The 22,775-nt window shown below is 59.0% G+C and carries 22 protein-coding genes and 2 pseudogenes; 13 read left to right on the forward strand and 11 right to left on the reverse strand.

From position 1 onward, the window contains the following. Positions 1 to 2: 2 nt before the first annotated feature. The 7 genes from narJ to PSH65_RS13120 all read left to right on the forward strand — a co-directional run bounded on the left by narJ (position 3) and on the right by PSH65_RS13120 (position 6,593). Complete coding sequence (gene narJ, locus PSH65_RS13090) at positions 3 to 758, forward strand: nitrate reductase molybdenum cofactor assembly chaperone (protein ID WP_038982853.1); 756 nt, start codon at positions 3 to 5, stop codon at positions 756 to 758. Continuing rightward, entirely contained in the window at positions 751 to 1,431 is a 681-nt protein-coding gene (gene narI / locus PSH65_RS13095; RefSeq protein WP_305426563.1) for a respiratory nitrate reductase subunit gamma, read from the forward strand. Before narJ ends, narI begins: the two co-directional genes overlap by 8 nt. Before the next feature lie 10 nt (positions 1,432 to 1,441). Further along, complete coding sequence (locus PSH65_RS13100) at positions 1,442 to 2,401, forward strand: peptidylprolyl isomerase (RefSeq protein WP_305426564.1); 960 nt, start codon at positions 1,442 to 1,444, stop codon at positions 2,399 to 2,401. 23 nt (positions 2,402 to 2,424) lie between these two features. Next, a complete protein-coding gene (moaA, locus tag PSH65_RS13105; protein WP_305426565.1) occupies positions 2,425 to 3,417 on the forward strand; it encodes a GTP 3',8-cyclase MoaA in 993 nt (330 codons plus the stop codon). Positions 3,418 to 3,685: 268 nt separating this feature from the next. Continuing rightward, positions 3,686 to 5,701 carry a ribonucleoside triphosphate reductase gene (locus PSH65_RS13110; protein ID WP_305426566.1) on the forward strand — a complete coding sequence of 672 codons (2,016 nt, stop codon included), beginning with the start codon at positions 3,686 to 3,688 and terminating at the stop codon, positions 5,699 to 5,701. Between the two features lie 32 nt (positions 5,702 to 5,733). After that, complete coding sequence (nrdD, locus tag PSH65_RS13115) at positions 5,734 to 5,901, forward strand: anaerobic ribonucleoside-triphosphate reductase (RefSeq protein WP_017338867.1); 168 nt, start codon at positions 5,734 to 5,736, stop codon at positions 5,899 to 5,901. Beyond that, positions 5,898 to 6,593 carry an anaerobic ribonucleoside-triphosphate reductase activating protein gene (locus PSH65_RS13120; protein WP_305426567.1) on the forward strand — a complete coding sequence of 232 codons (696 nt, stop codon included), beginning with the start codon at positions 5,898 to 5,900 and terminating at the stop codon, positions 6,591 to 6,593. The genes nrdD and PSH65_RS13120 overlap by 4 nt, the downstream gene beginning before the upstream one ends. Before the next feature lie 16 nt (positions 6,594 to 6,609). Here the strand turns inward: PSH65_RS13120 and PSH65_RS13125 are convergent, their stop codons facing one another. From PSH65_RS13125 to PSH65_RS13145, 5 genes are all read right to left on the reverse strand, one after another. Further along, positions 6,610 to 7,989 carry a 4Fe-4S binding protein gene (locus PSH65_RS13125; protein WP_305426568.1) on the reverse strand — a complete coding sequence of 460 codons (1,380 nt, stop codon included), beginning with the start codon at positions 7,987 to 7,989 and terminating at the stop codon, positions 6,610 to 6,612. Continuing rightward, on the reverse strand, positions 7,977 to 8,831 hold the full coding sequence (locus PSH65_RS13130; RefSeq protein ID WP_305426569.1) for an FTR1 family protein: 855 nt from the start codon (positions 8,829 to 8,831) through the stop codon (positions 7,977 to 7,979). The genes PSH65_RS13125 and PSH65_RS13130 overlap by 13 nt, the downstream gene beginning before the upstream one ends. Positions 8,832 to 8,853: 22 nt before the next feature. After that, the gene (locus PSH65_RS13135) at positions 8,854 to 9,186 is read right to left on the reverse strand and encodes a cupredoxin domain-containing protein (RefSeq protein WP_305426570.1); all 333 of its coding nucleotides are present in this window, start codon (positions 9,184 to 9,186) and stop codon (positions 8,854 to 8,856) included. Next, positions 9,187 to 9,717 carry an iron transporter gene (locus tag PSH65_RS13140; RefSeq protein WP_305426571.1) on the reverse strand — a complete coding sequence of 177 codons (531 nt, stop codon included), beginning with the start codon at positions 9,715 to 9,717 and terminating at the stop codon, positions 9,187 to 9,189. An 87-nt stretch (positions 9,718 to 9,804) separates the two neighbouring features. Then, positions 9,805 to 10,161, reverse strand: coding sequence for a hypothetical protein (locus PSH65_RS13145; RefSeq protein ID WP_305426572.1), 357 nt, complete (start codon positions 10,159 to 10,161; stop codon positions 9,805 to 9,807). Positions 10,162 to 10,318: 157 nt separating this feature from the next. Here PSH65_RS13145 and PSH65_RS13150 point away from each other — a divergent pair, with 157 nt between their 5' ends. Further along, entirely contained in the window at positions 10,319 to 10,570 is a 252-nt protein-coding gene (locus PSH65_RS13150) for a DUF3079 domain-containing protein (protein ID WP_305426573.1), read from the forward strand. Between the two features lie 78 nt (positions 10,571 to 10,648). On the opposite strand, the gene PSH65_RS13155 is transcribed toward PSH65_RS13150, so the two are convergent. From PSH65_RS13155 to PSH65_RS13165, 3 genes are all read right to left on the reverse strand, one after another. Continuing rightward, positions 10,649 to 11,323 (reverse strand): polysaccharide lyase family 7 protein, encoded by a 675-nt coding sequence (locus tag PSH65_RS13155; RefSeq protein ID WP_305426574.1) that lies wholly within the window; start codon positions 11,321 to 11,323, stop codon positions 10,649 to 10,651. A gap of 300 nt (positions 11,324 to 11,623) precedes the next feature. Further along, the gene (locus PSH65_RS13160) at positions 11,624 to 12,415 is read right to left on the reverse strand and encodes an XRE family transcriptional regulator (RefSeq protein WP_305426575.1); all 792 of its coding nucleotides are present in this window, start codon (positions 12,413 to 12,415) and stop codon (positions 11,624 to 11,626) included. A 98-nt stretch (positions 12,416 to 12,513) separates the two neighbouring features. Next, on the reverse strand, positions 12,514 to 12,714 hold the full coding sequence (locus PSH65_RS13165) for a hypothetical protein (protein WP_007895617.1): 201 nt from the start codon (positions 12,712 to 12,714) through the stop codon (positions 12,514 to 12,516). A gap of 783 nt (positions 12,715 to 13,497) precedes the next feature. Between PSH65_RS13165 and PSH65_RS13170 the strand changes: the two genes are divergently transcribed. Continuing rightward, a complete protein-coding gene (locus PSH65_RS13170) occupies positions 13,498 to 14,253 on the forward strand; it encodes a FadR/GntR family transcriptional regulator (RefSeq protein WP_305426576.1) in 756 nt (251 codons plus the stop codon). A 9-nt stretch (positions 14,254 to 14,262) separates the two neighbouring features. On the opposite strand, the gene PSH65_RS13175 is transcribed toward PSH65_RS13170, so the two are convergent. The 3 genes and pseudogenes from PSH65_RS13175 to PSH65_RS13185 all read right to left on the reverse strand — a co-directional run bounded on the left by PSH65_RS13175 (position 14,263) and on the right by PSH65_RS13185 (position 16,806). Beyond that, positions 14,263 to 15,144: an SMP-30/gluconolactonase/LRE family protein gene (locus PSH65_RS13175; RefSeq protein ID WP_305426577.1), complete on the reverse strand. Its 882-nt coding sequence runs from the start codon at positions 15,142 to 15,144 to the stop codon at positions 14,263 to 14,265. Next, positions 15,141 to 15,983: an NAD(P)-dependent oxidoreductase gene (locus tag PSH65_RS13180; protein WP_305426578.1), complete on the reverse strand. Its 843-nt coding sequence runs from the start codon at positions 15,981 to 15,983 to the stop codon at positions 15,141 to 15,143. The genes PSH65_RS13175 and PSH65_RS13180 overlap by 4 nt, the downstream gene beginning before the upstream one ends. A gap of 98 nt (positions 15,984 to 16,081) precedes the next feature. Further along, positions 16,082 to 16,806 (reverse strand): annotated as a pseudogene (locus PSH65_RS13185) (oligogalacturonate-specific porin KdgM family protein). Between the two features lie 360 nt (positions 16,807 to 17,166). On the opposite strand from PSH65_RS13185, the pseudogene PSH65_RS13190 reads away from it, so the two are divergent. The 4 genes and pseudogenes from PSH65_RS13190 (at position 17,167) to PSH65_RS13205 (ending at position 22,760) form a co-directional block, all read left to right on the forward strand. After that, a pseudogene (locus PSH65_RS13190) lies at positions 17,167 to 18,320 on the forward strand (mandelate racemase family protein). A gap of 72 nt (positions 18,321 to 18,392) precedes the next feature. Further along, positions 18,393 to 20,003 (forward strand): ABC transporter substrate-binding protein, encoded by a 1,611-nt coding sequence (locus PSH65_RS13195; protein WP_305426579.1) that lies wholly within the window; start codon positions 18,393 to 18,395, stop codon positions 20,001 to 20,003. 87 nt (positions 20,004 to 20,090) lie between these two features. Continuing rightward, positions 20,091 to 21,104 carry an ABC transporter permease gene (locus PSH65_RS13200; protein ID WP_370694698.1) on the forward strand — a complete coding sequence of 338 codons (1,014 nt, stop codon included), beginning with the start codon at positions 20,091 to 20,093 and terminating at the stop codon, positions 21,102 to 21,104. 45 nt (positions 21,105 to 21,149) lie between these two features. Beyond that, a complete protein-coding gene (locus PSH65_RS13205) occupies positions 21,150 to 22,760 on the forward strand; it encodes an ABC transporter substrate-binding protein (protein WP_305426581.1) in 1,611 nt (536 codons plus the stop codon). Positions 22,761 to 22,775 lie beyond the last annotated feature (15 nt).

Consider the following 22,775-nt stretch of genomic DNA (forward strand, 5'->3'; position numbering starts at 1 on the left):
GCATGCAAATTCTCAAAGTGATTTCGCTGCTGCTCGATTACCCGACCGAGACGCTGATTGGCGGTCGCGACGAACTGGAGCAGGCGATTATCCAGTCCCGGGAAATCAGCCCCAAGCAACGCGGCGCGTTGTTCGAATTGCTGGAGCTGATCTGCGCCAATGACTTGATGGACGGGCAGGAGCACTACGGTGCGCTGTTCGGCCGGGGTCGCTCGCTGTCATTGCTGCTGTTCGAACATGTGCACGGCGAATCCCGTGACCGTGGCCAAGCCATGGTCGACATGATGGCGCAATACGAAGAAGCCGGTTTTGCCATCGGCGTCAAAGAGCTGCCGGACTATATCCCGCTGTACCTGGAGTTCCTTTCCACCCGCGAAGACATCGAGGCCCGCGAGGGCCTGGCGGATGTTTCGCACTTGCTGGCCTTGCTCGCCGCACGTCTGGAAGAGCGCGAAAGCGCCTATGCCAGTTGCTTCCGCGCGCTGCTGCAAATCGCCGGGGCCGAACCGCATCAGGCGGTCGCCGACCTGCGAGCGCAGGTGGCGGCGGAACCGCGGGATGACTCCCTCGAAGCCCTCGACAAGATCTGGGAAGAGGAGGCCGTGGACTTTCTCCAGGCCGAACAGCAGGACCGTTGCAGTGGACTGCCAAGCGCACCGGGCAAGGCTCGGGAAGAAAGCGCGGTGCCGTTGCACTGGGTGGATTTTCAGCATGAAGGGTTGGCCGCCGCGCCAGCCAAGGAGGTCGGTAATGTCTAAATGGAATCTGTTGTTGTTCGGGATCTATCCCTATGTCGCTTTGGCGATCTGCCTGATCGGCAGTTGGGCCCGCTTCGACCTGTCGCAATACAGCTGGAAGGCAGGTTCGAGCCAGATGCTCAACCAGCGCGGCATGCGCGTGGCGAGCAACCTCTTTCACATCGGTGTGTTGTTCGTGCTGGCCGGGCACTTCGTCGGCCTGCTGACCCCGGCGTCGGTTTATCACCACGTGATCAGCACTGAGAACAAGCAGTTGCTGGCGATGGTCTCCGGCGGGTTCTTCGGACTGTTGTGCCTCATTGGCTTGCTGATGCTGGTCAATCGGCGGCTCACCGATCCTCGGGTACGTGCCACCTCCAGCCCTTCGGACATCCTGATTTTGCTGGTGCTGCTGGCGCAGTTACTGCTCGGTCTGCTGACGATTGCCGCGTCCACCGCGCATATGGACGGCTCGGTGATGGTGATGCTCGCTGACTGGGCGCAGAACACCGTGCTGTTGCGGCCGATGGAAGCGGCGGCGGCTATCGCGCCGGTCGGGCTGACCTACAAGCTGCACGTGTTTCTCGGTTTGACCCTGTTTGTGCTGTTCCCCTTCACCCGTCTCGTACACATGATCAGCGCACCGGTCTGGTACTTGGGGCGTCGTTATCAAATCGTTCGTCAGAAGTACTGAGGAGACAATCATGTCAGGTGGATGTGGATGTGGTGGTGGTAACGGCGGCAGCGGTGGCTGCGGGTCTTCCAAAAAAGCCGAGGACGTTCTCGATATCGCGCCGGTCGCACAGGCGCAGTTTGAAGCACTCCCGGTTGAGCCGGCCGCTGCCGATGACGCCCCGGCGCAGTTGATCGCCAGCAGCGAACAGGAGTGGCCGATCATCAGCGTCAACGAGGTGTCGATCACGCCGGAAGCGATGGCCCAGGAGCTGCAATATCACCCGGCCGAAAGCCGCGAGGAAGCGGTGTACCTGGCCGCCCGGGCGCTGGTGATCCGCGAGTTGCTGCAGCAGCGCATTGCCGAACTCGGTGTGTCGATGGAGATTGGCGCTGGCGAGAACGAAGAAGAAGCGGCCACGCGCTTGTTGCTCGAACGCGAGGTGCACGTGCCTCAGTGCGACGAGGAAACCAGCCTGCGCTACTACGAAAACAATCGCGGGCGTTTCCACAGCGCACCGTTGCTGGCGGTTCGGCACATCCTGCTCGAATGCGCGCCGGATGATGTCGAGGCGCGCGCCGTTGCGCATGATCAGGCGGAAGTTCTGCTGCAACGTCTGGAAGACTTTCCCGGCAGTTTCGCCGAGCTGGCCGTGAAGTATTCGGCCTGCCCGTCGAAGGCTCAGGGTGGTTCTTTAGGGCAGATCAGCAAGGGCCAGACCGTGCCTGAACTGGAACGTCAGCTGTTCACTCTGGCGCCGGGCCTGGCCAGCAAACCGCTGGAAAGTCGCTACGGCTGGCATGTGGTCAGTGTCGATCAGCGGATCGAAGGCATGCCGTTGCCCTATGAAGTGGTATCGACGGCGATTCGCACGCAGTTGCAGCAAGGCGTCTGGCAAAAAGCCCTGGTGCAGTACCTGCAAACCCTGATCGGTGCGGCGGATATTCGTGGCATCCACTTGCAGGGCGCCGACTCACCGCTGGTGCAGTGACCCAAGGCAAACCGGGAGATGTGATGAACGCTGTAATGCAGGATGGCTTTGGACGGCAGATTGATTATCTGCGGATGTCGGTGACGGACCGGTGCGATTTTCGCTGTGTGTATTGCATGGCAAAAAACATGACCTTCCTGCCGCGCCAGCAGGTGCTCACGCTGGAAGAGTTGCAGCGTCTGGCAACGCTGTTCGTCGGGTTGGGCGTACGCAAAATCCGCCTGACCGGCGGCGAACCGCTGATTCGTCCGGGCATTGTCGAACTGTGCCGCAACATCGCCGCGCTGCCCGGTTTGCGCGAACTGGTGATGACCAGCAACGGCTCGCAACTGGGCCGTCTGGCCCGGCCGTTGGCGGAGGCGGGGGTCAAGCGGATGAACATCAGCCTCGATAGCCTGGACGGGCAGAAGTTTCGCGCGATCACCCGTATCGGCGATCTCGATCAAGTGCTGGGCGGCATTGAGGCGGCGCGGGACGCGGGGTTTGAGCGAGTCAAACTCAACTGCGTGGTGATGAAAGGGCGCAACTTCGATGAAGTCCTGGCGTTGGTGCAATACGCCATCGATCAACGCATCGACATCAGTTTCATCGAAGAAATGCCCTTGGGCGACGTCGGGCGTTCCCGGGGCGAATCGTTTTGTTCCAGCGACGAGGTGCGGGCGTTGATCGCCAGCCAACATCGCTTACTCGATAGCACTGAAAACAGCGGTGGACCGGCGCGCTATGTGCGCCTGGAACGCCATCCCGATACCCGGATCGGTTTCATTTCACCCAACAGCCACAACTTCTGTGGCAGCTGTAATCGGGTGCGGATGACTGTTGAAGGGAAACTGTTGCTGTGTCTGGGGCAGGAGGACGCGCTGGATTTGAGAGGATTGTTGCGGCGTTATCCGCTGGATGATCAGCCGCTGATCAACGCGGTGCAGAAGGCTCTGCGCGGCAAGCCGTTACGCCACGATTTCAGTCCGGAAGGGGAGGTGCAGATAGTACGGTTCATGAACATGAGTGGCGGTTGAGCTGATCTGCACGGTTTACAAAACACAGAAAATCCAATGTGGGAGCGGGCTTGCCCGCGATGGCGATTTCTCATCCGACATAGATGTCGCCTGACACGACGCCATCGCGGGCAAGCCCACTCCCACATTTGATCCTCGCTGACCAACGTATTTTTTCACCGCCAAATCTTGATATCGATCAATTGCAGATCAGCCCTTTGTCCGTAGTCTTCACTGCATGTTGTGTTTGTTTGTCAATAAACATCTATATGTAGTATCTGGAGGCCGAATGCAGAGCACGCTGATCTCAGTAGGATGTAACCGCTTGCACAAGCGCGATGGCAGTCTGGTTGCCTTCGATGCGGACAAGATCCGTCAGGCGTTGATCGCTGCCGGCAAGGCGACCGGGGAGTACACCGAGGTTGAGGTTGAAGGTTTGCTTCAGGCGGTACTCGCTAGGCTGGACGGACTGCCAAGGCTGCATGTCGAGCAGATCCAGGATCGTGTCGAACGGGTATTGATGGACGCCGGTTTTTTCTTCGCCATGCGCGCCTACATCGTCTACCGCGAACAACACGGGCGCTTGCGTCGCGACCGCCGGACCATGGTCGAAGTGGCGACCTCGATGAACGAATACCTGGACCGTGAAGACTGGCGGGTTCAGGCCAATGCCAATCAGGGCTACTCACTGGGCGGGCTGGTGTTGAACGTGTCGGGCAAGGTCACTGCCAATTACTGGCTGGACGAGGTGTACAGCGAGGCCATCGGCCAGGCCCACCGCAAGGCGGATTTGCATGTGCACGACCTGGACATGCTCGCCGGCTACTGCGCCGGCTGGTCGCTGCGCACACTGTTGCACGAAGGGCTCAACGGTGTGCCGGGGCGTGTCGAAGCCGGTCCGCCGAAGCACTTGAGCAGCGCCTTGGGGCAAATGGTGAATTTCCTCGGCACCCTGCAAAACGAATGGGCCGGTGCTCAGGCATTCAGCTCGTTCGACACCTACCTGGCGCCCTATGTGCGCAAAGACCAGCTGAGTTATCAGGAGGTACGCCAGGCGATCCAGGAGTTCATCTACAACCTCAACGTACCCTCGCGCTGGGGCACCCAGACGCCGTTCACCAACCTGACCTTCGACTGGGTTTGCCCGCAGGATTTGCGTGAGCAGATACCCGTCATCGGCGGGGAGGAAATGCCGTTCGCCTATGGTGACCTGCAAGTCGAAATGGACCTGCTCAACCGCGCCTACATCGAGGTGATGCAGGCGGGCGATGCGAAAGGGCGAGTGTTCACCTTTCCGATCCCGACCTACAACATCACCCATGATTTTCCGTGGGACAGTGAAAACGCCGACCGTCTGTTCGAGATGACGGCGCGTTACGGTTTGCCCTACTTCCAGAACTTCCTCAATTCGGACCTGCAGCCCAATCAAGTTCGCTCAATGTGCTGCCGGTTACAGCTGGATGTGCGCGAGTTGCTCAAGCGCGGCGGCGGTTTGTTCGGCTCGGCGGAACAGACCGGGTCGCTCGGCGTGGTGACCATCAACTGCGCCCGCCTGGGCTATGTGTTCAAGGGCAACACCAGTGGTTTGTTACAGCGCCTGGATGCGCTGATGGAACTGGCGATGGAGAGCCTGGAGGTCAAGCGCAAAGTCATTCAGCACCACATGGACGCCGGTTTGTACCCTTACACCAAGCGTTACCTGGGCACCTTGCGCAACCATTTCTCCACCATCGGCCTCAACGGCCTGCACGAAATGCTGCGCAATTTCACCGGCGACGAGGAGGGCATGCACACCGAGCAGGGCCGCAAGTTTGCCCTGAACATGCTGGACCATGTACGCGCCACGTTGCTGCGTTTCCAGGAAGAAACCGGCCATCTCTACAACCTGGAAGCGACACCGGCAGAAGGCACCACTTACCGCTTCGCCAAGGAAGACCTCAAGCGCTATCCCGACATTCTCCAGGCCGGCAGTGTGCAGGCGCCGTATTACACCAACTCCTCGCAACTGCCCGTGGGCTACACCGAAGACCCTTTCGAGGCCCTGGAACTTCAAGACGAACTGCAATGCAAATACACCGGCGGCACGGTCCTGCACCTGTACATGGCCGAGCGGATTTCATCGACCCAAGCCTGCAAGCAATTGGTGCGCAAGGCCCTTGGGCGTTTCCGCCTGCCGTACCTGACCGTGACCCCGACGTTCTCGATCTGCCCGGTGCACGGCTACCTCGATGGCGAGCATGAGTTCTGCCCCAAATGCGACGAGGTCCTGCTGCTGCAAGAGCAGAAAGCCGCCGCTGTTCATTGATTTCGATCCACTCAACCGCAAGGAGCTTCACCATGACTGCATCGCAAACACTGCCCCAGGCTCAACGTCAACGCTGCGAAGTCTGGACCCGGGTGATGGGCTATCACCGTCCTGTGTCGGCGTTCAATCCGGGGAAACAGTCGGAGCACCGTGAGCGGGTGCACTTCACTGAAAGCGCGGCACTGGCCGGGCGCCAATGAGTCGAATGCTTCGGGTCGGGGGCATGGTGCCCCTGACCACTATCGACTATCCGGGACAGCTTGCCTGCGTGCTGTTTTGCCAGGGTTGCGCCTGGCGTTGTCGTTATTGTCATAACCCGCAGCTGATTCCCCCTCGTGGCAGTGAGGAAGTGGATTGGCGGCGGGTATTGGCGTTTCTGCAACGTCGTCAGGACCTGCTCGATGCCGTGGTGTTCAGCGGCGGTGAGCCGACTCTGCAGGACGGCTTGCTCGGGGCCATGGACGAAGTGCGGGACATGGGATTTCGCATCGGCTTGCACAGCGCCGGGATCAAGCCTGCTGCATTTGCCAAGGCATTGACCGGGGCGGATTGGGTCGGTTTCGACGTCAAGGCGTTGCCCGAGGATTGCCAGGCCATCACCCGGGTCGAGGGCAGTGGGGCCGCCAACTGGCGCAGCCTCGAGCATCTGCTGGCCAGTGGTGTCGACTATGAATGTCGCACCACCGTGCATTGGCATCTGTTCGAGCCGGCGCGTCTACTGATCCTGGCCAAACGTTTGAATGCGCTTGGCGTCAAACGCTTCGCCGTGCAACTGGTTCGCACCGAGCGGATGTTCGATCCGCTGTTGCCGAGCGTTTCCGCACAAGCGTTGCTGCCAGAGTTATGGGAGGCCATGCGCGAGTTGTTTCCAGCCTTCGTGTTGCGGGGGTAACGGGGGCTGGGGGAACTCAAGCCCAGCCCCAGAATTGCAACCACCAGCCGAATCCCACCATGCCTTCGGCCAGGATCAGGCAAGCGATGGCGGACCCGCGTCGCACCTGGGAAAGACCTTCGCGGCTCAGCCGTTTCCAACCCAGAAGCAGGCTCCAGCCCATCGCGGCCAATAACAGACAGGCCCTGGCCGGTTGCACCCACTCCAGCAGCAGCCCTTCATAACGCAGTAGTTTGACGGTGGTGGCCGACAGCCCGAGGAACAGGCCGGCACCCCCCAGGGGCGTGAGTGTCAGCGCCAGGGGCCAATACAGAGTGCGATCCCGCGCCAGTCGGGCCGTCAGGCGCAGGAGCAGCATCAACGCCGTGCCGAGCACGATCGAACTCAAACTCAGGTAAGCGACGATGCTGAAACCGTCGAGCCAACTGAAGCTGTCGTTGAGCTGCGGGTAATGGGTCAGCAGCCACCAGGGGGCGTTGTCCTGCAGGGCCCAGAGTTGGTCGTGTTCGACCAGCCACTGCGCCAGGGATTGTTTGAGGGCAATAAACCATGGGCTGACCGTCCACTGAAATGCACCCATCGCCAAGCCGATCACGCCGAATAGCAGCAAACGTGTATCCCATGGGGACAGGGTCTGCGCCGTCGCGTGAAGAATCTCCTGATTGCTGGAGCGGGCGATCAGTTGAACGGCACCGCGTTGCCCGCTGCAGCGTCCGCAGGCGTGGCAATCACTGGCGCCTTGCAGGCGGCGGATATCGAGCAGGGGAGCGCAGTTGGGCGGCGGCAGGCGTGGTGCGGCATTTTCTAGCCAGCGTTGTTCGTCGACCTGAAAGTGCACAGGGGCCAGCCTTGCGAGCAGGGCGAAAACACCGCTGACCGGGCACAGGTAACGGCACCAGACTCGCTTGCCCCGGGCGAACAACAACCCGACGATGACCGCCGCGACAGTGGAACCGCCCAGAATCAACAGCGCGGCCTGGGCGTAGTCATAGACGCTGATCAACTGGCCGTAGAGGGTCGTCAGGCAGAACGCCAATGTCGGCCAGCCGCCCCAGCGCAACCAGCGCGGCACGCCCAGGCCTTTGCCGTAATGGCTGGCCCATTCGCTGAGCGAGCCTTCCGGGCACAGAACGCCACACCAGAGTCGGCCGAAAAACACCATCGACAGCAACACGAACGGCCACCAGATCCCCCAGAATAGAAACTGCGCGAGCAAGGTCAGGTTGTCGAGTATCCGTGCCTGGCTGTCCGGTAGCGGCAACAGCGCCGGGGCCACCAACAGCACCGCGTAAAACACGACAACAGCCCACTGCACCCCACGGATGACGGGCGCATGGCGACGCATCCCATCGCCCAGTCGTTGGAGCCATCGATTGCGCCGGCTCAGGTCGGGCATGGCAGGCTTTCCGCAGTCCGTTGCCGTAGCCAGCCGCCGACGGCCAGCCAATAACCGATCCACACCAACAAGGTCAGGCCACTGGGGCTTGCCCGATAACCGGCGAACCCTGCAAGAAAGCCACCCAATCCATGGCTGTCGTTCAGCAACGTGCTGCTGTCCCAAAGCGCTTCGCCAACGATGCGGTAAACCACGTCCGGTACATCCAGGGCGAGCAGTTGGCCGCCGATTCGCTCGGTGCCGCTGACCAACAACGCCGCGCCAAGCATGAGCAAGATGACTTCGCTGATGACAAAAAATCGTTGCCATGAAATGAATCGGCGACTGCTGTGCAGCAGCGTAATGGTCAGCGCCGACAGCACCAGCCCCAATACGCCGCCGACGGCAAACAAACCGAGCTGCGGACCTCGCAGCCGGGCACCGGCGCCATAGAGAAAGACCACCGTTTCGCTGCCTTCGCGGCTGATTGCGAGCATTGCCAGCAGTAACAGACCTGCGCCACCTTGTCGGGCCAGGTGGCTATCGGCGTGTCGTCGCAAATCGTGGTTGAGGCTGCGCCCGTGACGGTGCATCCAGCCGACCATCTGCACCATCAACAGGCTGGCAACCAGCGCGAGTGCGGCCTGGAACCATTCACTGGCCGACCCGCTCATGGCCTCACCGGCAAACAGAATCAACACCGCCAGCAGGCCTGATAGCATCAATCCCAGCACCACACCCGCCCACAGGTATTTGACCAGACGATTACCTTGGCCTTGCTGGCTGGCCCAGGCCTGGAGAATACCGATCACCAGCAACGCCTCGACGCTTTCGCGCCAGACGATGAACATTGATTGATTCATGGAAGCTCCGTGCGCTAACAGGTTATTTCGCGAGGATGCCGCCTTCGGGCAATTGCGGATTGAACTCGTCGAAAAAGGGGTAGTGACCGGGCCTCAGGGGGTGAATGACCACGAAGGTCGTTACCCCTGGCGACAGGACTTTTTCAACCCGCAACGGCGTGCTCTCGAACTCGGCCGGCCCTTGGCCGACGTTCTTCAGAACGATCTTGAAGCGCTGTCCGGCCGGCACCTCCAGCAAGGCAGGCGTGAAATGGCCATCGCGCAGGATCAGCTCAAAGCTCGGCAACTCGGCATGGGCCGTCAACGGCGCAACTGCTCCGGCCACCATCAGCCAGGCAAGATGCAGGCGCTTCATTCAATACCCGCCTTTTTTACCGATGCCGGCGTAGATGAATTCGTAGTGCAGTTCGCAGCGTTCGAACCAGGGGGCGACACCGGTTTCCTTATCGGTATGGCGCCCGAGGGAGCCATGACCGCCGGGTGGCAGGACGGTGAATGTCAGCTGATATTTACCGGGGCCAAGCAGCTTCACATTGTCGCCATAGTGCGGACCGTCATTGGCCACCATGGCATGGAAATCGCCTTTGATCTCGGGGTCGTTGCCGTGTTTTTTCAGGTTGAAAGAGACATTCAGATAGGGGACGAAGCTCCCCTCCTGAAAGCCCTGTCGATTGTCTGCTGTGGCCCGGATATCAGCTTCCAGGTGGACGTCGGAATCCGCGGTGGCGCGCATCATCCCCGCAGGTGCCATTTCGATTGGCTGCAAATACACCGCCCCGACTTCCAGCCCGGGACACAACTGTGGTTCCCCGATCGGGTATTCCTTGGCGTGAGCCAGTGGTGTGAGCAAGAGCAGGGCGAGTGATAGCGAAAAAGGGTTACGCATAATAGCTTCCTGAGCACTGACGAGTAGGAACCCGAGTCTAGGAAGCTTTGCTGCGAACAATAATGATTGTTATCAAGTTTTGAGCAATTAAACCGATGGCTCGTCACGTTGACGAAATCGCTGGGCCCGTTCGACGCTGTGGGTCATCTGTGCCGCCGCATGAACGGTCAAGGGATGCTGGGTAAAACCGGGTCTGGGGGAAATGTAATCGGCCATTTCCCGGGCAATGGCGAGCTGACGTTCCGAGCCTTCTGCCAGCAGCGCGATGACCAGGTTTTCCAAGGCAATCACGCGGACACGCAAGTGAACCAGTTCGGCGTTGGTCAAGGCGGGCGGGGCGGTAAACGCGTCGCCATCGATGGATGTTGCGGCGTTTTCGTCCCATGTCGACAGGGTTGGATGATCTGGTGCCCCAATGCTTGGGAAAGGGTTTTTATTGAGCATGAGCGACGTCTCCAAGTCTGTTCAGCCGTTAGAAGCTTAGCTGCAGGATCGCGATGGGGGAGGGAAGTCGCTGGATGTCGATTCTTGATATGTATCAAGGCTGGCATTGAACAAGGGCTGTAGGTTGGAAAAAGCCACTCAATGATTGGAGATCGGCATGGCCAAGAACTTCCCCGTTAACCCCAAGCACCCCGAGCGGATCTGTTGGGGATGCGACCTGTATTGTCCGGCCAAGGCCCTGGCGTGCGGCAATGGTTCCGAACGGACGATGCATCCGGCGGAGATGTTTGGAGAGGATTGGCACCTGCCGGGCGACTGGGGCCTTGATGCGGTCATTGCTACAGACAAGGTGGTGGATGACTTCCAATCACTGCCCGATGATGCGTTGCGAGTAAACCGCTTTTCTTAGGAGCCAGGCTTGCCGGCGAAGGCGCTCTTAAGGACGTCTTCGCCGGCAAGCCTGGCTCCTGCAGGTCCCGATTTAATATCAGGCGTGGGTGATGGAAAGGTCGCTGATGATGCACACCGAACCGTCTTCGGGGTCGGTGGTGTCGGAGTAATCGATCTGGTTGTACACGCCGCCATGGAAGGCCAGCGTTTTCGTGTCCCAGGTGTTGTCGAGGCGCATGATTGCGGAGGTCGATTTGACGCCGTTACAGCTCGCCGAAACGGAGACCGCGCCATTCGAATTGGCGTGAATGTTGATTTTGAAAAGTGCTCCGAGCGGCACGTTTTCCAGAACCGTCGTGTTCACCGGATTTTCTTGAAGATAACTCGACCGGAACCCCATGGTGATTCGGCCTTTGTTCCAAAACACTTTTACCGGTGGTCGCTCTGAACCCTGCACATGAATCTGACCGATCACGACCTTCTGCAGCGAGTTGACTTTCGTCAGCCGCATTTCTTGTCGATTCCAGTGGTCGGCAGCGCTGGCGAATAGCCAATAACCTGGCTCCTTCCACTCGCAGCGAGTGCGGTGCGTGCTTTTGCTCGAAGCGCCGAGCGTCGGCGCCGTCATTTGCAGCGAGCCGTCTGGAAGCATCGAAACGACTTCCGGGCATTCAAGCAGTGCTCGCCAGCCGATGAGTTCAAGCGCGATGGGGTTGGTGTCGGAGATGGGAAGCGGTGTAGCGATTGTGTAGTTGCTGATGTCTACGGTCATGGTCATTTCCCTATTTCATTTGATGTCACCCTTTGCTCAGTTGAGCCTTGCGTTTGATGTAGGCCTACATCCCACTGCCCACTCGATGAATGGGCAGAAGTGATGCTTTCGTTGTTGTCTTGGCTTGCAAATAAAAGTAGCAGTGCTGCTATTTAAAGTAAATAGCACTGCTAATAATTTTTTTGAAAGGCACAAAAAAACCCGCGCTTGGCGGGCTTCTAATCGATGAGCGCGTTCTACAGAGTGTCGAGTTGCGCCTGAAGTCGGGTCGCCGACTATTCAAATGCCTTATGCGGTCAATCAGCGGGCAAACATCCCCCACCAGAACACATGGCCCAGGATCACGATTTGCTGTTCCTGGATCTCGGCAAAGGTGTAGTCCTCATCCGGATGCTCGTCGCGATTGAAGCTGCGCAGGCGGAGGCCCGTCGGTAGTCGGTAAACCTGCTTCACACGTAGCTGACCGTTGTGGTTGATGGCGTACATATCACCGTCAACGATATCGCCCAGTGAGCTCTTGCCGACGTTGATGCCTACGGTTGCGCCGTCACGCAGCACTGGCAACATGCTGTTGCCGCTGACAGCCACGCACTTCGCGTTGCTGAACTGAACGCCGTTATGGCGAAGGTCCTTCTTGAAAAAGCGCAGCTGGGCAGTGTCGCTTTCCTCAATCACGAAACTGCCTGATCCGGCCGCCAGTTCCACTTCGCGCAAGAAGGGAACGTAGACCTCATCGTCATCCAGGGGAGTGTCGTCATCCCAAGGCTGGATGTCCGACATCAATACGCTTGGCTGGATACGCTCGGAAGACGGGACGCTGGCAACGGTCGACATCAGGCGTGGGCTCACTTCACTGGCATTAAAGCCCAAGGCTTTTGCCAGTTTCAGGAGTGCCTCGACGTTTAGCGGAACCTTGCCGGTGGCGTACTGACTGAAGGCGCTTTGGCCAGACCATCCGCAGGCCTCAGCCACATCCGCTTGAGTGAGATTTGATCCAGCCGCTTTGGCAGCAGACTTTCGCTGGTCGTAGATAGCCTTGAGCTTGATGCTTTCGGCGACTTCTTCAGGGGTAAGGGGGCGGCGTGTTTTCATGGTGACAAGAGTATTTGCAGAGCTGATATTTACGCAAGTAGCGCTGCTGGTAATTTGTTGCTTGAGGGGGCAGCGCTGCTGCTATCAAGGGTGGGTAATCAATGAAGTACCCTGCGGCTCTCTCCAATCCTGATCCGATCGAGCGCCCTGTTTAACGCATCCAAGGCATCGAGGAGGGCTTTCGCCTCAGCCTCCCGACCATCGCCCCAGAGGCGTTCAGCCATTTTGTTCAGCGCCTGGATAGAGCGCTCAATGTCAGCAGCCGTCGCTGCTTTGCTTTCCTGATGTTTCTTTGGCATTGATCAACCCTTCTTCAGGGCATTGCTTCATCAGCTTCAGCGTGAATACATCGCCCACCATAACACGTGGTCCGATGATGCTGATCTGCTGCTCCTCGATATGTTGGAGGAATAGCCCTCGTCCGGGTGCTCGTCACAGCTGAAAAGCGTTGCGTTGACGGCTGGGTTCGTGGGAAGCACGGCATGTCTCCAGTGTGGTGGCACCTGGCCGGGTCATGCGCCACCGATTCGGCCACTTCTGGATGCTCGACTGACCCGCATGGCAATGCTCGGCTTCACGCTGAGTGGTCTGGAGGAGGTCGATGGTGTTCTGTATGCGCAGTCTTGTTATTGCAGGGAGGCTTGATTGTGTATCGGTCGGCAGGAAGCCGGAGGAGGGTAAAAGCGGGTTAGTTCTGGAACACTTCCATAATAGTTATGGAACGCCTGTCGAGCGGCGAGATTTTCGCCAAAGGCCAGAAACGACAAAGCCCCGAAAAATCAGGGCTTTGTCGTTACAAATATGGCGGAGGCGATGTGAGTCACATCACGGTTTTCCATCATCAGCGATGCAAACCGGACCATGTCAAAGTCGGCAACCCTCTGCGTTGAATGCAAACGACCTAATATACGTTGCGTGCTCAGAGCGTCGATGTGGGCGTAGCGAAATCCTTCAATGCCATGACCTATCGACCCTATGGCAATCCGCACACCTGGAAGATGTTTGATTGGGATACGCAGTTGTCGTACAACTGAATGAGCTATGATGCGTAATCATTCGAAAAGCCGAGATTTTTGTTTTTGATGGACAAACAGAACATCCAACCCAGTGTTCGCCGCAGGCACCGAAGTCTGGCGGAGGAGTTGGTGACCGAACTTTCCCGGCGTATTTGCAGCGGTGAGCTCGCCCGTGCGACAAAGCTGCCCACTGAGTCTCAGGTCATGGAGGAGCATGGTGTCAGTCGCACGGTAGTGCGTGAGGCTATATCGCGTCTTCAAGCGGCAGGCCTGGTGGAAACCCGGCATGGCATCGGCACGTTTGTTCGGGACATCCCGAGCCCGAGCGGTTTTCGAATCGACCCGGCCAGCATTGTCACGTTGCAGGATGTATTGGCGGTGCTTGAGCTGCGCATCAGTCTGGAAGTGGAGGCTGCCGGTCTTGCCTGCGTGCGCCGTACCGACCAGCAACTGCAACTGATGCGTGACTCGCTGGACGCCCTCAACTCCAGAGCGGTCAGTGTCGAGTATGCGGTGTCCGCGGATTTCCAGTTTCATCAGCAGATCGCGTTGGCCACGGGTAACCGCTATTTCACTGACATCATGTTGCATCTTGGGGTCAGCATCCTCCCGCGCACGCGCCTGCATTCCACACGCGTGGTCAATGACAATCAGGAACCCTACCTTGAGCGTCTGAGCCGCGAGCATGAAGACATCTATAAAGCGATTGTCCGTCGGGATGCCGACGCCGCTCGTGCTGCGATGCGCCTGCACCTGTCCAACAGCCGCGAGCGGATGCGGCGCGCGTATGAGGCCGCAGAAGCCGAGGCGTTGAACGGCTGAACGCAGGCTTCAGGCTCGTGCCATGGGTTCTGGCAGACCTTTAACACCTGGATTCAAGGCGAACACACCGCCCGCTAAAGGCTGGTCACTGAGGTCGATGCCTTGCGGGCGAATCGAAGTGACAAATAGCGTGTCGAGTCGGGCGCCGCCAAAGGCACACATCGTCGGTTTCTTCACCGGCAGTGGCAGCGAGCGATCAAGTTTTCCTTCGGGCGTGAAACGCAGCACCAGGCCGGCATCAATCGCGCAGATCCAGTAGCAGCCCTCCGAATCAACAGCCGCGCCGTCCGGTCGACCCGGGTGGGCGTTCATGTCGACGAAATGGCGACGGTTGTGTGGCGTGCCGCTGTCGATATCGTAGTCAAACGCCCAGATGTGCTGCCGGGTTGAGTGCGAGTCGGACAGGTACAGGGTTCTGCCATCGGGGCTGAAGGCCAGACCATTGGGCACCACCAGACCTTCCACTTGCGCAGTAAGCTGACGGGTATCCGGATCGTAGCGATAGAGTGTCCCGACCGCGTCGGCGCCCATGTTGGTCTGCATCGTGCTGGCCCAAAAGCGTCCCTGGCGGTCGCAGCGTCCATCGTTGAAGCGCATCTGTGGCCGGGCATGTTCGACGCCGACGAGTTTTTCTGCACTCAGGCGACTGTCTGCCTGGGGCGCCAGCTTGAACATTCCACTTTCCTGCGCCCCCAGCCAATGACCCGCCGGACTACGGGCGATGCAGGCGAGCATTTCGTCCGCCTGCCAACAGTCAGTCTTTCCGTCTGGCTGCCACCGGTGCAAGCGCCCCGTGGGAATATCCACCCAATACAACGCATTCTCCTGAGCTTGCCAGACCGGACTTTCGCCCGTTGCGTTGCGTGCGTCGACGATGAGTTCGGCATTCATTGGTGTGTTTCCGACAGGTCACCGAACGGCCCGGCAGCCGTGAATGCTCCCCCTTGGAACAGACTGTTGGGATCGTCCGCGGCAGGCTTGGGTTGTTGCTCTATCTGCGCGCGAAAGACTTCCGAGCTGTCCTGCGGGGCAAAGCCCAGGTGAGTGGCATGGCGATTATTCCACCACTGATCACGGTTGTTGGAAACACCGTACACCACGCTGTGTCCGACATCGCTGGCCAGCAGGGCGCGCGCTACCAGGTGCTCCAGGTCTGGATAACTCAGCCAGGTCGAGAGCATTCGCAGATTGCGCGGTTCCGGGAACGATGAGCCGATCCGCAAGCTCACCGTTTCGATGCCATAGCGGTGAAAGTAAAACGTCGCCATGTCCTCGCCGTAAGCCTTGGACAAACCGTAATAGCCATCCGGTCGGCGCTGGGAGTGAGCATCCAGTTCGACGTCTTGCGGGTAGAAACCGGTGACGTGGTTGGAGCTGGCAAAAACAATCCGCTTGACCCCGTGTTGCCGCGCCGCCTCATAAATATGAAAGGTGCCGCAAATATTTGCCGAGAGGATGTCTTCGAAGGGCCGCTCCACTGAAATTCCGCCCAGATGGACGATGGCATCGACGCCTTCGACCAGTGCCGCGACTCCGGCCTTGTCGGCCAGGTTGCAGCTGATCACTTCGTCGTGTTGGCCACGGCTGGGCGTCATGGGGCTGATGTCCGAGGCCCGGACGATTTCGGTGTGAGCCTGCAGGGTTTCTCTGAGGATCTGGCCCAGGCCGCCGGCGGCGCCTGTCAGCAGAATGCGGTTGAAGGGTTTGTGCGAAGTGGGTTGCGTGGTCATGGTCAGGTCTTCCATTGAACTATCGTTGCGTGTCGGTTTAGGGGCCTGACATTGCCTGGTGAACGATGCGCGATCGCCAGGCAGCATCGGGCCAGTTTTTACATGAAGTTGTACTGGACACCCAGCGCCAGCGCGCCTGGCGATCGGGGGAGGTGGAGTCGACTTTTACGTCGCCGATTTCCATGAACGGCGCCCATTTCTTGGTGAGTTTGTATTTGACGATCAGGTTCTGTTCGTAATCGCTCTTCTTGTTGTCGTAGCGGATGTAGTCGGTCTTGAAATAGATGAACTGATATTCGTAGGCCCACTTGTTCGCCGGTGTATACCCGAGCCAACCTTCAAAGCGGTTGGTGGTCTGGTCATCCTTGATGTGGTCGGGCATGTCTTCATTGACTTGGTCTCGATCCAGTTTCTTGGCGTCCAGGCGATAGCGCGTGGCGACGTAGAAGGCATCGTTGATTTTGTAGTTGTACTTGAGGCCGAACTTGTAAGTGGTCGAGTCCTTCGAGCTGTCCATCTGGAAGGCTGGGGTCAGCGTTGATTGCGCGCTGAGCTTGTAGTTGTAGCTGACTGTGAACTCATGGCCGTTGTTGACCATGTTGTCGTAGGCGACATCTTTGCGGTCACCGGCCGTGCGGTATTTCATCTCCGCTTCAAACCCCAGTCCACTGTCCAGACGGTAGTTGAACTTGATTCGGTCAGCGTGGGCGCTGTCGTCCTCGGTGTACTGGTGGCGGTAGTTGATGCTGGCAGAGTCAGCGCTGACACAGAAGGGCAGGCTGAGGGTCGCGACAGTAACGAGCGTGCGTAGGGTGGTGTTCATACGGTCTTCTTTTTTGTTTTTGTTAGGGTCGTTTGACGTGTACTACGAGCAGCATGGTGTTGCGTATGGATCTCATTTGCGGCACTGATATACGTTATCGTACGACAAGATGACTCGTCTATGGGTTATTGCTGCTTTGGAAACATATTGTTACACATGTGCCATGTGAATAGGGCTTTCAAAAGAGGCTTGTTATTCCTTTGTTGTCTTTAAATACGGGCGTTTTGGTTGGATATGGAGGAAAAAGGCAGGGGTTGTAGGTTATTTATTGGGTCTTTTCATGCGTTGTACGATGACATATGATCGGCGACAACAGACGACATTCCTGTCACAAATCCAATAAGAAGGCTAAAGACGTCCATGAGAATCACAGCAGTCAACGTCCAGGTATTTGCCTACCCGACCCGCCGCGCAGTGGACAGCGCCGGTCATGCTCACCCCGGTGATGTCTCCCAAGCCCAAATGGCTTTGCTGCGCATCCAGACCGAAGACGGCAGCGAGGCTATGCCTTCGGTGCGCCGGAACTGATTCGTCCTTATGTGCTGGACGGTTTTGTGCGCAAAGTGCTGGTCGGACAGAACGCGTTTGATCGCGAGAAAATCTGGCACGACCTGGCGCACTGGCAGCGCGGCAGTGCCAGCCAGTTGACCGATCGTGCCTTGGCCTTGGTGGAACAAGCGTTGTGGGACTGGGCGGGGCGCAAACTTGGCGTGCCGGTACACAAGTTGATTGGTGGCTTTCGCGACAAGGTCCCGGCTTACGGCTCCACCATGTGCGGCGACGAATTGCCTGGCGGCTTGGCGACGCCAGAAGATTACGGGCGTTTCGCCGAAACCCTGGTCAAGCGTGGCTACAAGGCGATCAAGTTGCACACCTGGATGCCGCCCGTGTCCTTCGCCCCAAGCCCGCGCATCGACGTCAAAGCGTGCGCCGCCGTGCGCGAAGCGGTGGGGCCGGACATCGCCTTGATGCTCGACGGTTATCACTGGTACAGCCGCACCGATGCGCTCTACATCGGGCGCGAGTTGGAGAAGCTCGACTTTGCCTGGTTCGAAGAACCCATGATGGAAGAGTCCGCCGAGTCCTATGCCTGGCTGGCGGGCCAACTGGACATCCCGGTATTGGGACCGGAAACCCTGTCCGGCAAACACCTGAGTCGTGCCAGTTGGGTCAAGCACGACGTCTGCGACATCCTGCGGGCCGGTGTGGCCGGGGTTGGGGGGATCGCACCGTGTCTGAAGGTCGCGCACATGGCCGAATCCTTCGGCATGGATTGCGAAATCCATGGCAATGGCGCAGCGAACCTGGCGGTGGTCGGGGCGATAAAAAACTGCACCTGGTATGAGCGTGGGTTGCTGCACCCGTACCTGGATTACGACGAGGTGCCGGCGTACCTCAAGCGCCTGGTCGACCCGATGGACAACGATGGTTTTGTGCACCTGTCCGATTTGCCGGGCCTGGGTGAAGAGATCGATTTCGAGTTTATCGAGACCCATACGCTTAACAGTTTCTGACGAGTACACGGGTTGCCCGGTGCATGCCGGGCCGTCCGAAAGCCCTATAAATATAAGAAAGGCACTCTCGCTATGAGCATTTTTCCTTCGCTGTGGGCGCGGGTATTGGTGGCCACCCTGGCGGTCGCCGCTGTACCTGTCACCTATGCCAAGACGCCGGCCGATCAACTGATTGTCGGCATGAGCATGATCAACCTGCTGTCCCTCGACCCTGCGGCAGCCACCGGGCTGGATGTGTCGGAGATCAATGCCAATCTCTATGACATGTTGCTGGTGCAAGACGTCGCCCAGCCTGATCGCCTGCTACCGGCCCTGGCTGAACGTTGGCAGGTCAGCGATGACCGCAAGACCCTGACCTTCACCCTGCGCACCGGCGTGCAGTTCCAGTCCGGTAACCCCTTGACTGCCGAAGACGTCGCTTGGTCGCTGCAACGGGTACTCAAGCTCAACCTGGCGTTGGCCTCGACCTGGAAGGCGTACGGTTTCAGTGCCGAGAACGTCGAGCGCTCTATGCGCGCCACGGATGCCAATACCTTTGTCATTGAGTTGCCACGGCCGACCGATCCGCTGCTGGTGCTCAATACCCTGGCGACCTCGCCAAGTGCGTTCATTCTCGATCGCAAGAAAGTCCTCGAACATCAGAAGAACAACGACATGGGCGCCGCCTGGCTGGTGACCCATGCGGCCGGCAGTGGGGCCTTCGTGCTCAATGACTGGCGTGCCAACGACGTGATTCTGATGAGCCGCTTCGACGGATACTGGGGTGGTCCTGCCAAACTCAAACGCATCGTCATGCGCAACATGACCGAGTCGCAGTCGTTGCGCTTGATGATCGAGCGCGGCGACCTGGACATCGCTAAAGGCATGTCCGCGCCGGATATTGAAGCCCTGCAAAAAAGCGACAAGGTGCGCACGCAAACCCTGCAGCGCGGCACGCTCTATTACGTAGCGTTGAGTGTGAAGCAACCGATGTTCGCCGATGCACGCGTGCGTAAGGCGGTGCGTTCACTGATTGACTACCAAGGCATCAACCAGACCGTCATGCCGCACTACGGCGTAATCAATCAACGGCCGTTGCCACTGGGCCTCGCCGCACGCTTGCCCGATCCCGGTTATCGGCTGAATGTCGATGAAGCGAAAAAACTGTTAGCCGACGCGGGCTACCCCAACGGCTTCAAGACCACCATCCGCGTGCTGGCCGAGCCCCCCTTTATCAACATCGCTTCCAACTTGCAGTCGACGCTGGCTCAAGCCGGGATTGAGGCCAGCATCATCACCGGCACCGGTAACCAGATCTACGGCGCCATGCGTGAGCGCAGCTTTGACATCATCGTCGGACGCGGTGGTGGCGGGGCAGAGCGCCATCCCCACTCCAGTTTGCGCACGCTGGTGTACAACCCGGATAACCGCGACGAGGCCAAGTTGAGTAACTTCCAGGGCTGGCGCACTTCTTTCTACAACCCAGAGTTGAACCAACTGATCGAGAGCGCTGAAGTCGAGCCTGACGCCAACAAACAACTGGTCCAGTACCGGAAAATCCAGGAGCAACTCGATCAACAGGTGGGCGCGATTTTGCCGGTTTCGCAGATGACCGACACGGTGCTGATCTACGCCGATGTTGCCGACTTTCAAGGCCACACGGCAGCGACCACGCGCTACAAGGATGTCTACAAGAAGCGCTGAAAACCGCGCGGGGTGAGCCTCGCGTCTTGGCTACAGCGGTGACCGATTTATCAGGAGCTCACTATGTTTGTTATGACTGCCTCTGTCATGGGCGCTCGCGCTTCCAATACCGTCCAGCGCGCCACTACGGTGTTGGTGACGTTGCTCGGCCTGTTGGCCCTGACCTTTGTCATCGGCCGGGTCATGCCGCTCGATCCTGTACTGGCGGTGGTCGGGCCGGACGCGGACAGTTCCACCTACGACCAGGTGTACCGGGCGATGGGGCTGGATAAACCGATCTGGACTCAGTTCGGCCTGTACCTCAACGACTTGCTCCATGGCGATTTCGGCAACGCGCTGTTGACCGGTCATCCAGTGCTCGACGATATCCGGCGGGTGTTCCCGGCGACCATCGAACTGGCGACCCTGGCCATTCTGTTCGGTGTTCTGATCGGTTTGCCGCTGGGCGTGTGCGCGGCCAGTAATCAGGGACGCCTTGGGGATCATGTGGCTCGGGTGATCACCTTGTTCGGTTACTCCACGCCGATTTTCTGGCTGGGCATGATGGGCCTGCTGGTGTTCTACGCCTGGCTGGGCTGGGCCGGCGGTGCCGGGCGGATCGACCTGGCCTATGACGGCATGGTTCCCGACGTCACCGGCCTGTTGTTGATCGACTCGGCCCTGGCGCGAGACTGGGAAGCCTTCGCCAGCGCCTTGCGCCATATCGTCCTGCCAGCGCTGATTCTCGGCTTGAACTCGGTCGCTTATATCAGCCGGATGACGCGCAGCTTCATGCTCGAACAGCTTTCCCAGGAGTACATCATCACCGCTCGGGTCAAGGGGCTGTCACGTCGCCAAGTGGTCTGGGGGCATGCCTTTCGCAACATCCTCGTGCAGTTGCTGACAGTGGTAGCGCTGGCGTATGGCTCGCTGCTCGAAGGCGCGGTGCTCATCGAAACAGTGTTTGCGTGGCCCGGTTTTGGCCAGTACCTGACCAGCAGTCTGATGCTCGGCGACATGAACGCGGTGATGGGCTGCGTGCTGGTGATCGGTCTGATTTTCGTCGCGCTCAATCTGATCAGTGATGCCTTGTACAAGGTCTTCGATCCACGCACCCGTTAACGCGCAACGCAGCAGCACTAAAACTATAAAAAGAAGGATTCTTTAATGACGACTGCATTTACCAAACTGCACGCTGGCCTGATGGCGGCGGTCCTGGCTCTCGGGCCGATGACGCTGGCCAACGCCAAGACGCCGGCCGATCAGTTGATCGTCGGCATGAGCATGGTCAATCTGTTCTCCATCGATCCGGCCAATGCGCCCGGCCTGGATGCGTCCGGCGTCAACGCCAACCTTTACGACACGCTGATCAAGCGAGATCAGGGCAATCCGGAAAAACACTTGCCGCAACTGGCCGAGCGCTGGGCGATCAGCGAGGACGGCAAGCAGGTGACGTTTCATCTGCGTCAGGATGTGAAGTTCCACTCCGGCAATCCGCTGACCGCCGAAGACGTCGCCTGGTCGCTGTACCGGGTGATGAAACTCAACTTCGGTCTGGCGACGACCTGGAAAGCCTACGGCTACAACGTCGATAACATTCAATCGCTGATCCGTGCCAGTGATGCCCACACCCTGGTTATCGATTTGCCGCAAACAATGGACCCGCTGCTGTTGGTCGACTCGCTGGCGATCTCGCCCAGCGCCGTAGTGGTGGACCGCAAGACGGCACTGGCGCATGAGAAAAATGGCGATCTGGGTGCCGGCTGGCTGGTGACCAACGAAGCAGGAAGCGGCCCATTCGTACTGACCAAATGGACCGCCAATGACTCTCTGCTGCTGACCCGTTTCGACGGCTATTGGGGCGGTGCGGCCAAGCTCAAACGTGTGGTGGTGCGTCACATGACCGAATCCCAGTCGCTGCGCCTGATGCTTGAACGCGGTGACCTTGACCTGGCCTACGGCATGGCCGCCCCAGACATTCGCGCCATCGACGGTTCGGAAAAAATTCAGGTGCAGTCGTTACCGCGCGGCACGATGTACTACGTGGCCATGAGCATGAAACAGCCTGAGTTCGCCAAGCCCGAGGTGCGCGAAGCGGTGCGCAACCTGATCGACTACAAGGGCCTGGACGAACAGGTGATGCCGTATTACGGCAAGCTCAATCAGCAACCGATGCAACTGAGCCTGGAAGCGCGCCTGCCGGATCCGGGCTATCACATGGACGTGCCCAAGGCGAAAAAACTGCTCGCCGAAGCCGGTTACCCCGAGGGTTTCAGCACCACCATTCGTACGTTATCGGAGCCACCCTTCATCGACATCGCCGCGCGCCTGCAAGCGACGCTGGCCGAAGGCGGGATCAAGGCCAGCATCGTCACCGGCACTGGTAATCAGGTGTACGGCGCGATGCGTGCGCGAAATTTCGAGATCATCGTCGCCCGTGGCGCCGAGCGGTATCCGCATCCGTATTTCAGCCTGCGGACGTTCGCCTACAACCCCAACAACAGCGATGACGCCGGCTTGCCGAACTTCCAGGGCTGGCGTGCCTCGTTCTTTAACCCGCAGCTCAATAGCCTGATCGACCAGGCCGGGGTCGAACGCGACGGGGTGCAGCGGCTCAACCTGTATCACCAGGCGCAGGAACTCTACGACCAACAGATCGGGCCGATCCTGATGATTTCGCAGATGACCGACACCGTGGTCAGCGCTGCCGACGTCAAGGGTTTCGCTGGCGATGATGCCGAGGCGACGCGTTACCTGGGCGTCTACAAGCAACGCTGAATGCGGCCGGTCGTG

It is taken from the genome of Pseudomonas sp. FP603, assembly GCF_030687415.1.
In the GTDB taxonomy this organism is placed as follows: Bacteria; Pseudomonadota; Gammaproteobacteria; order Pseudomonadales; family Pseudomonadaceae; genus Aquipseudomonas; species Aquipseudomonas wuhanensis.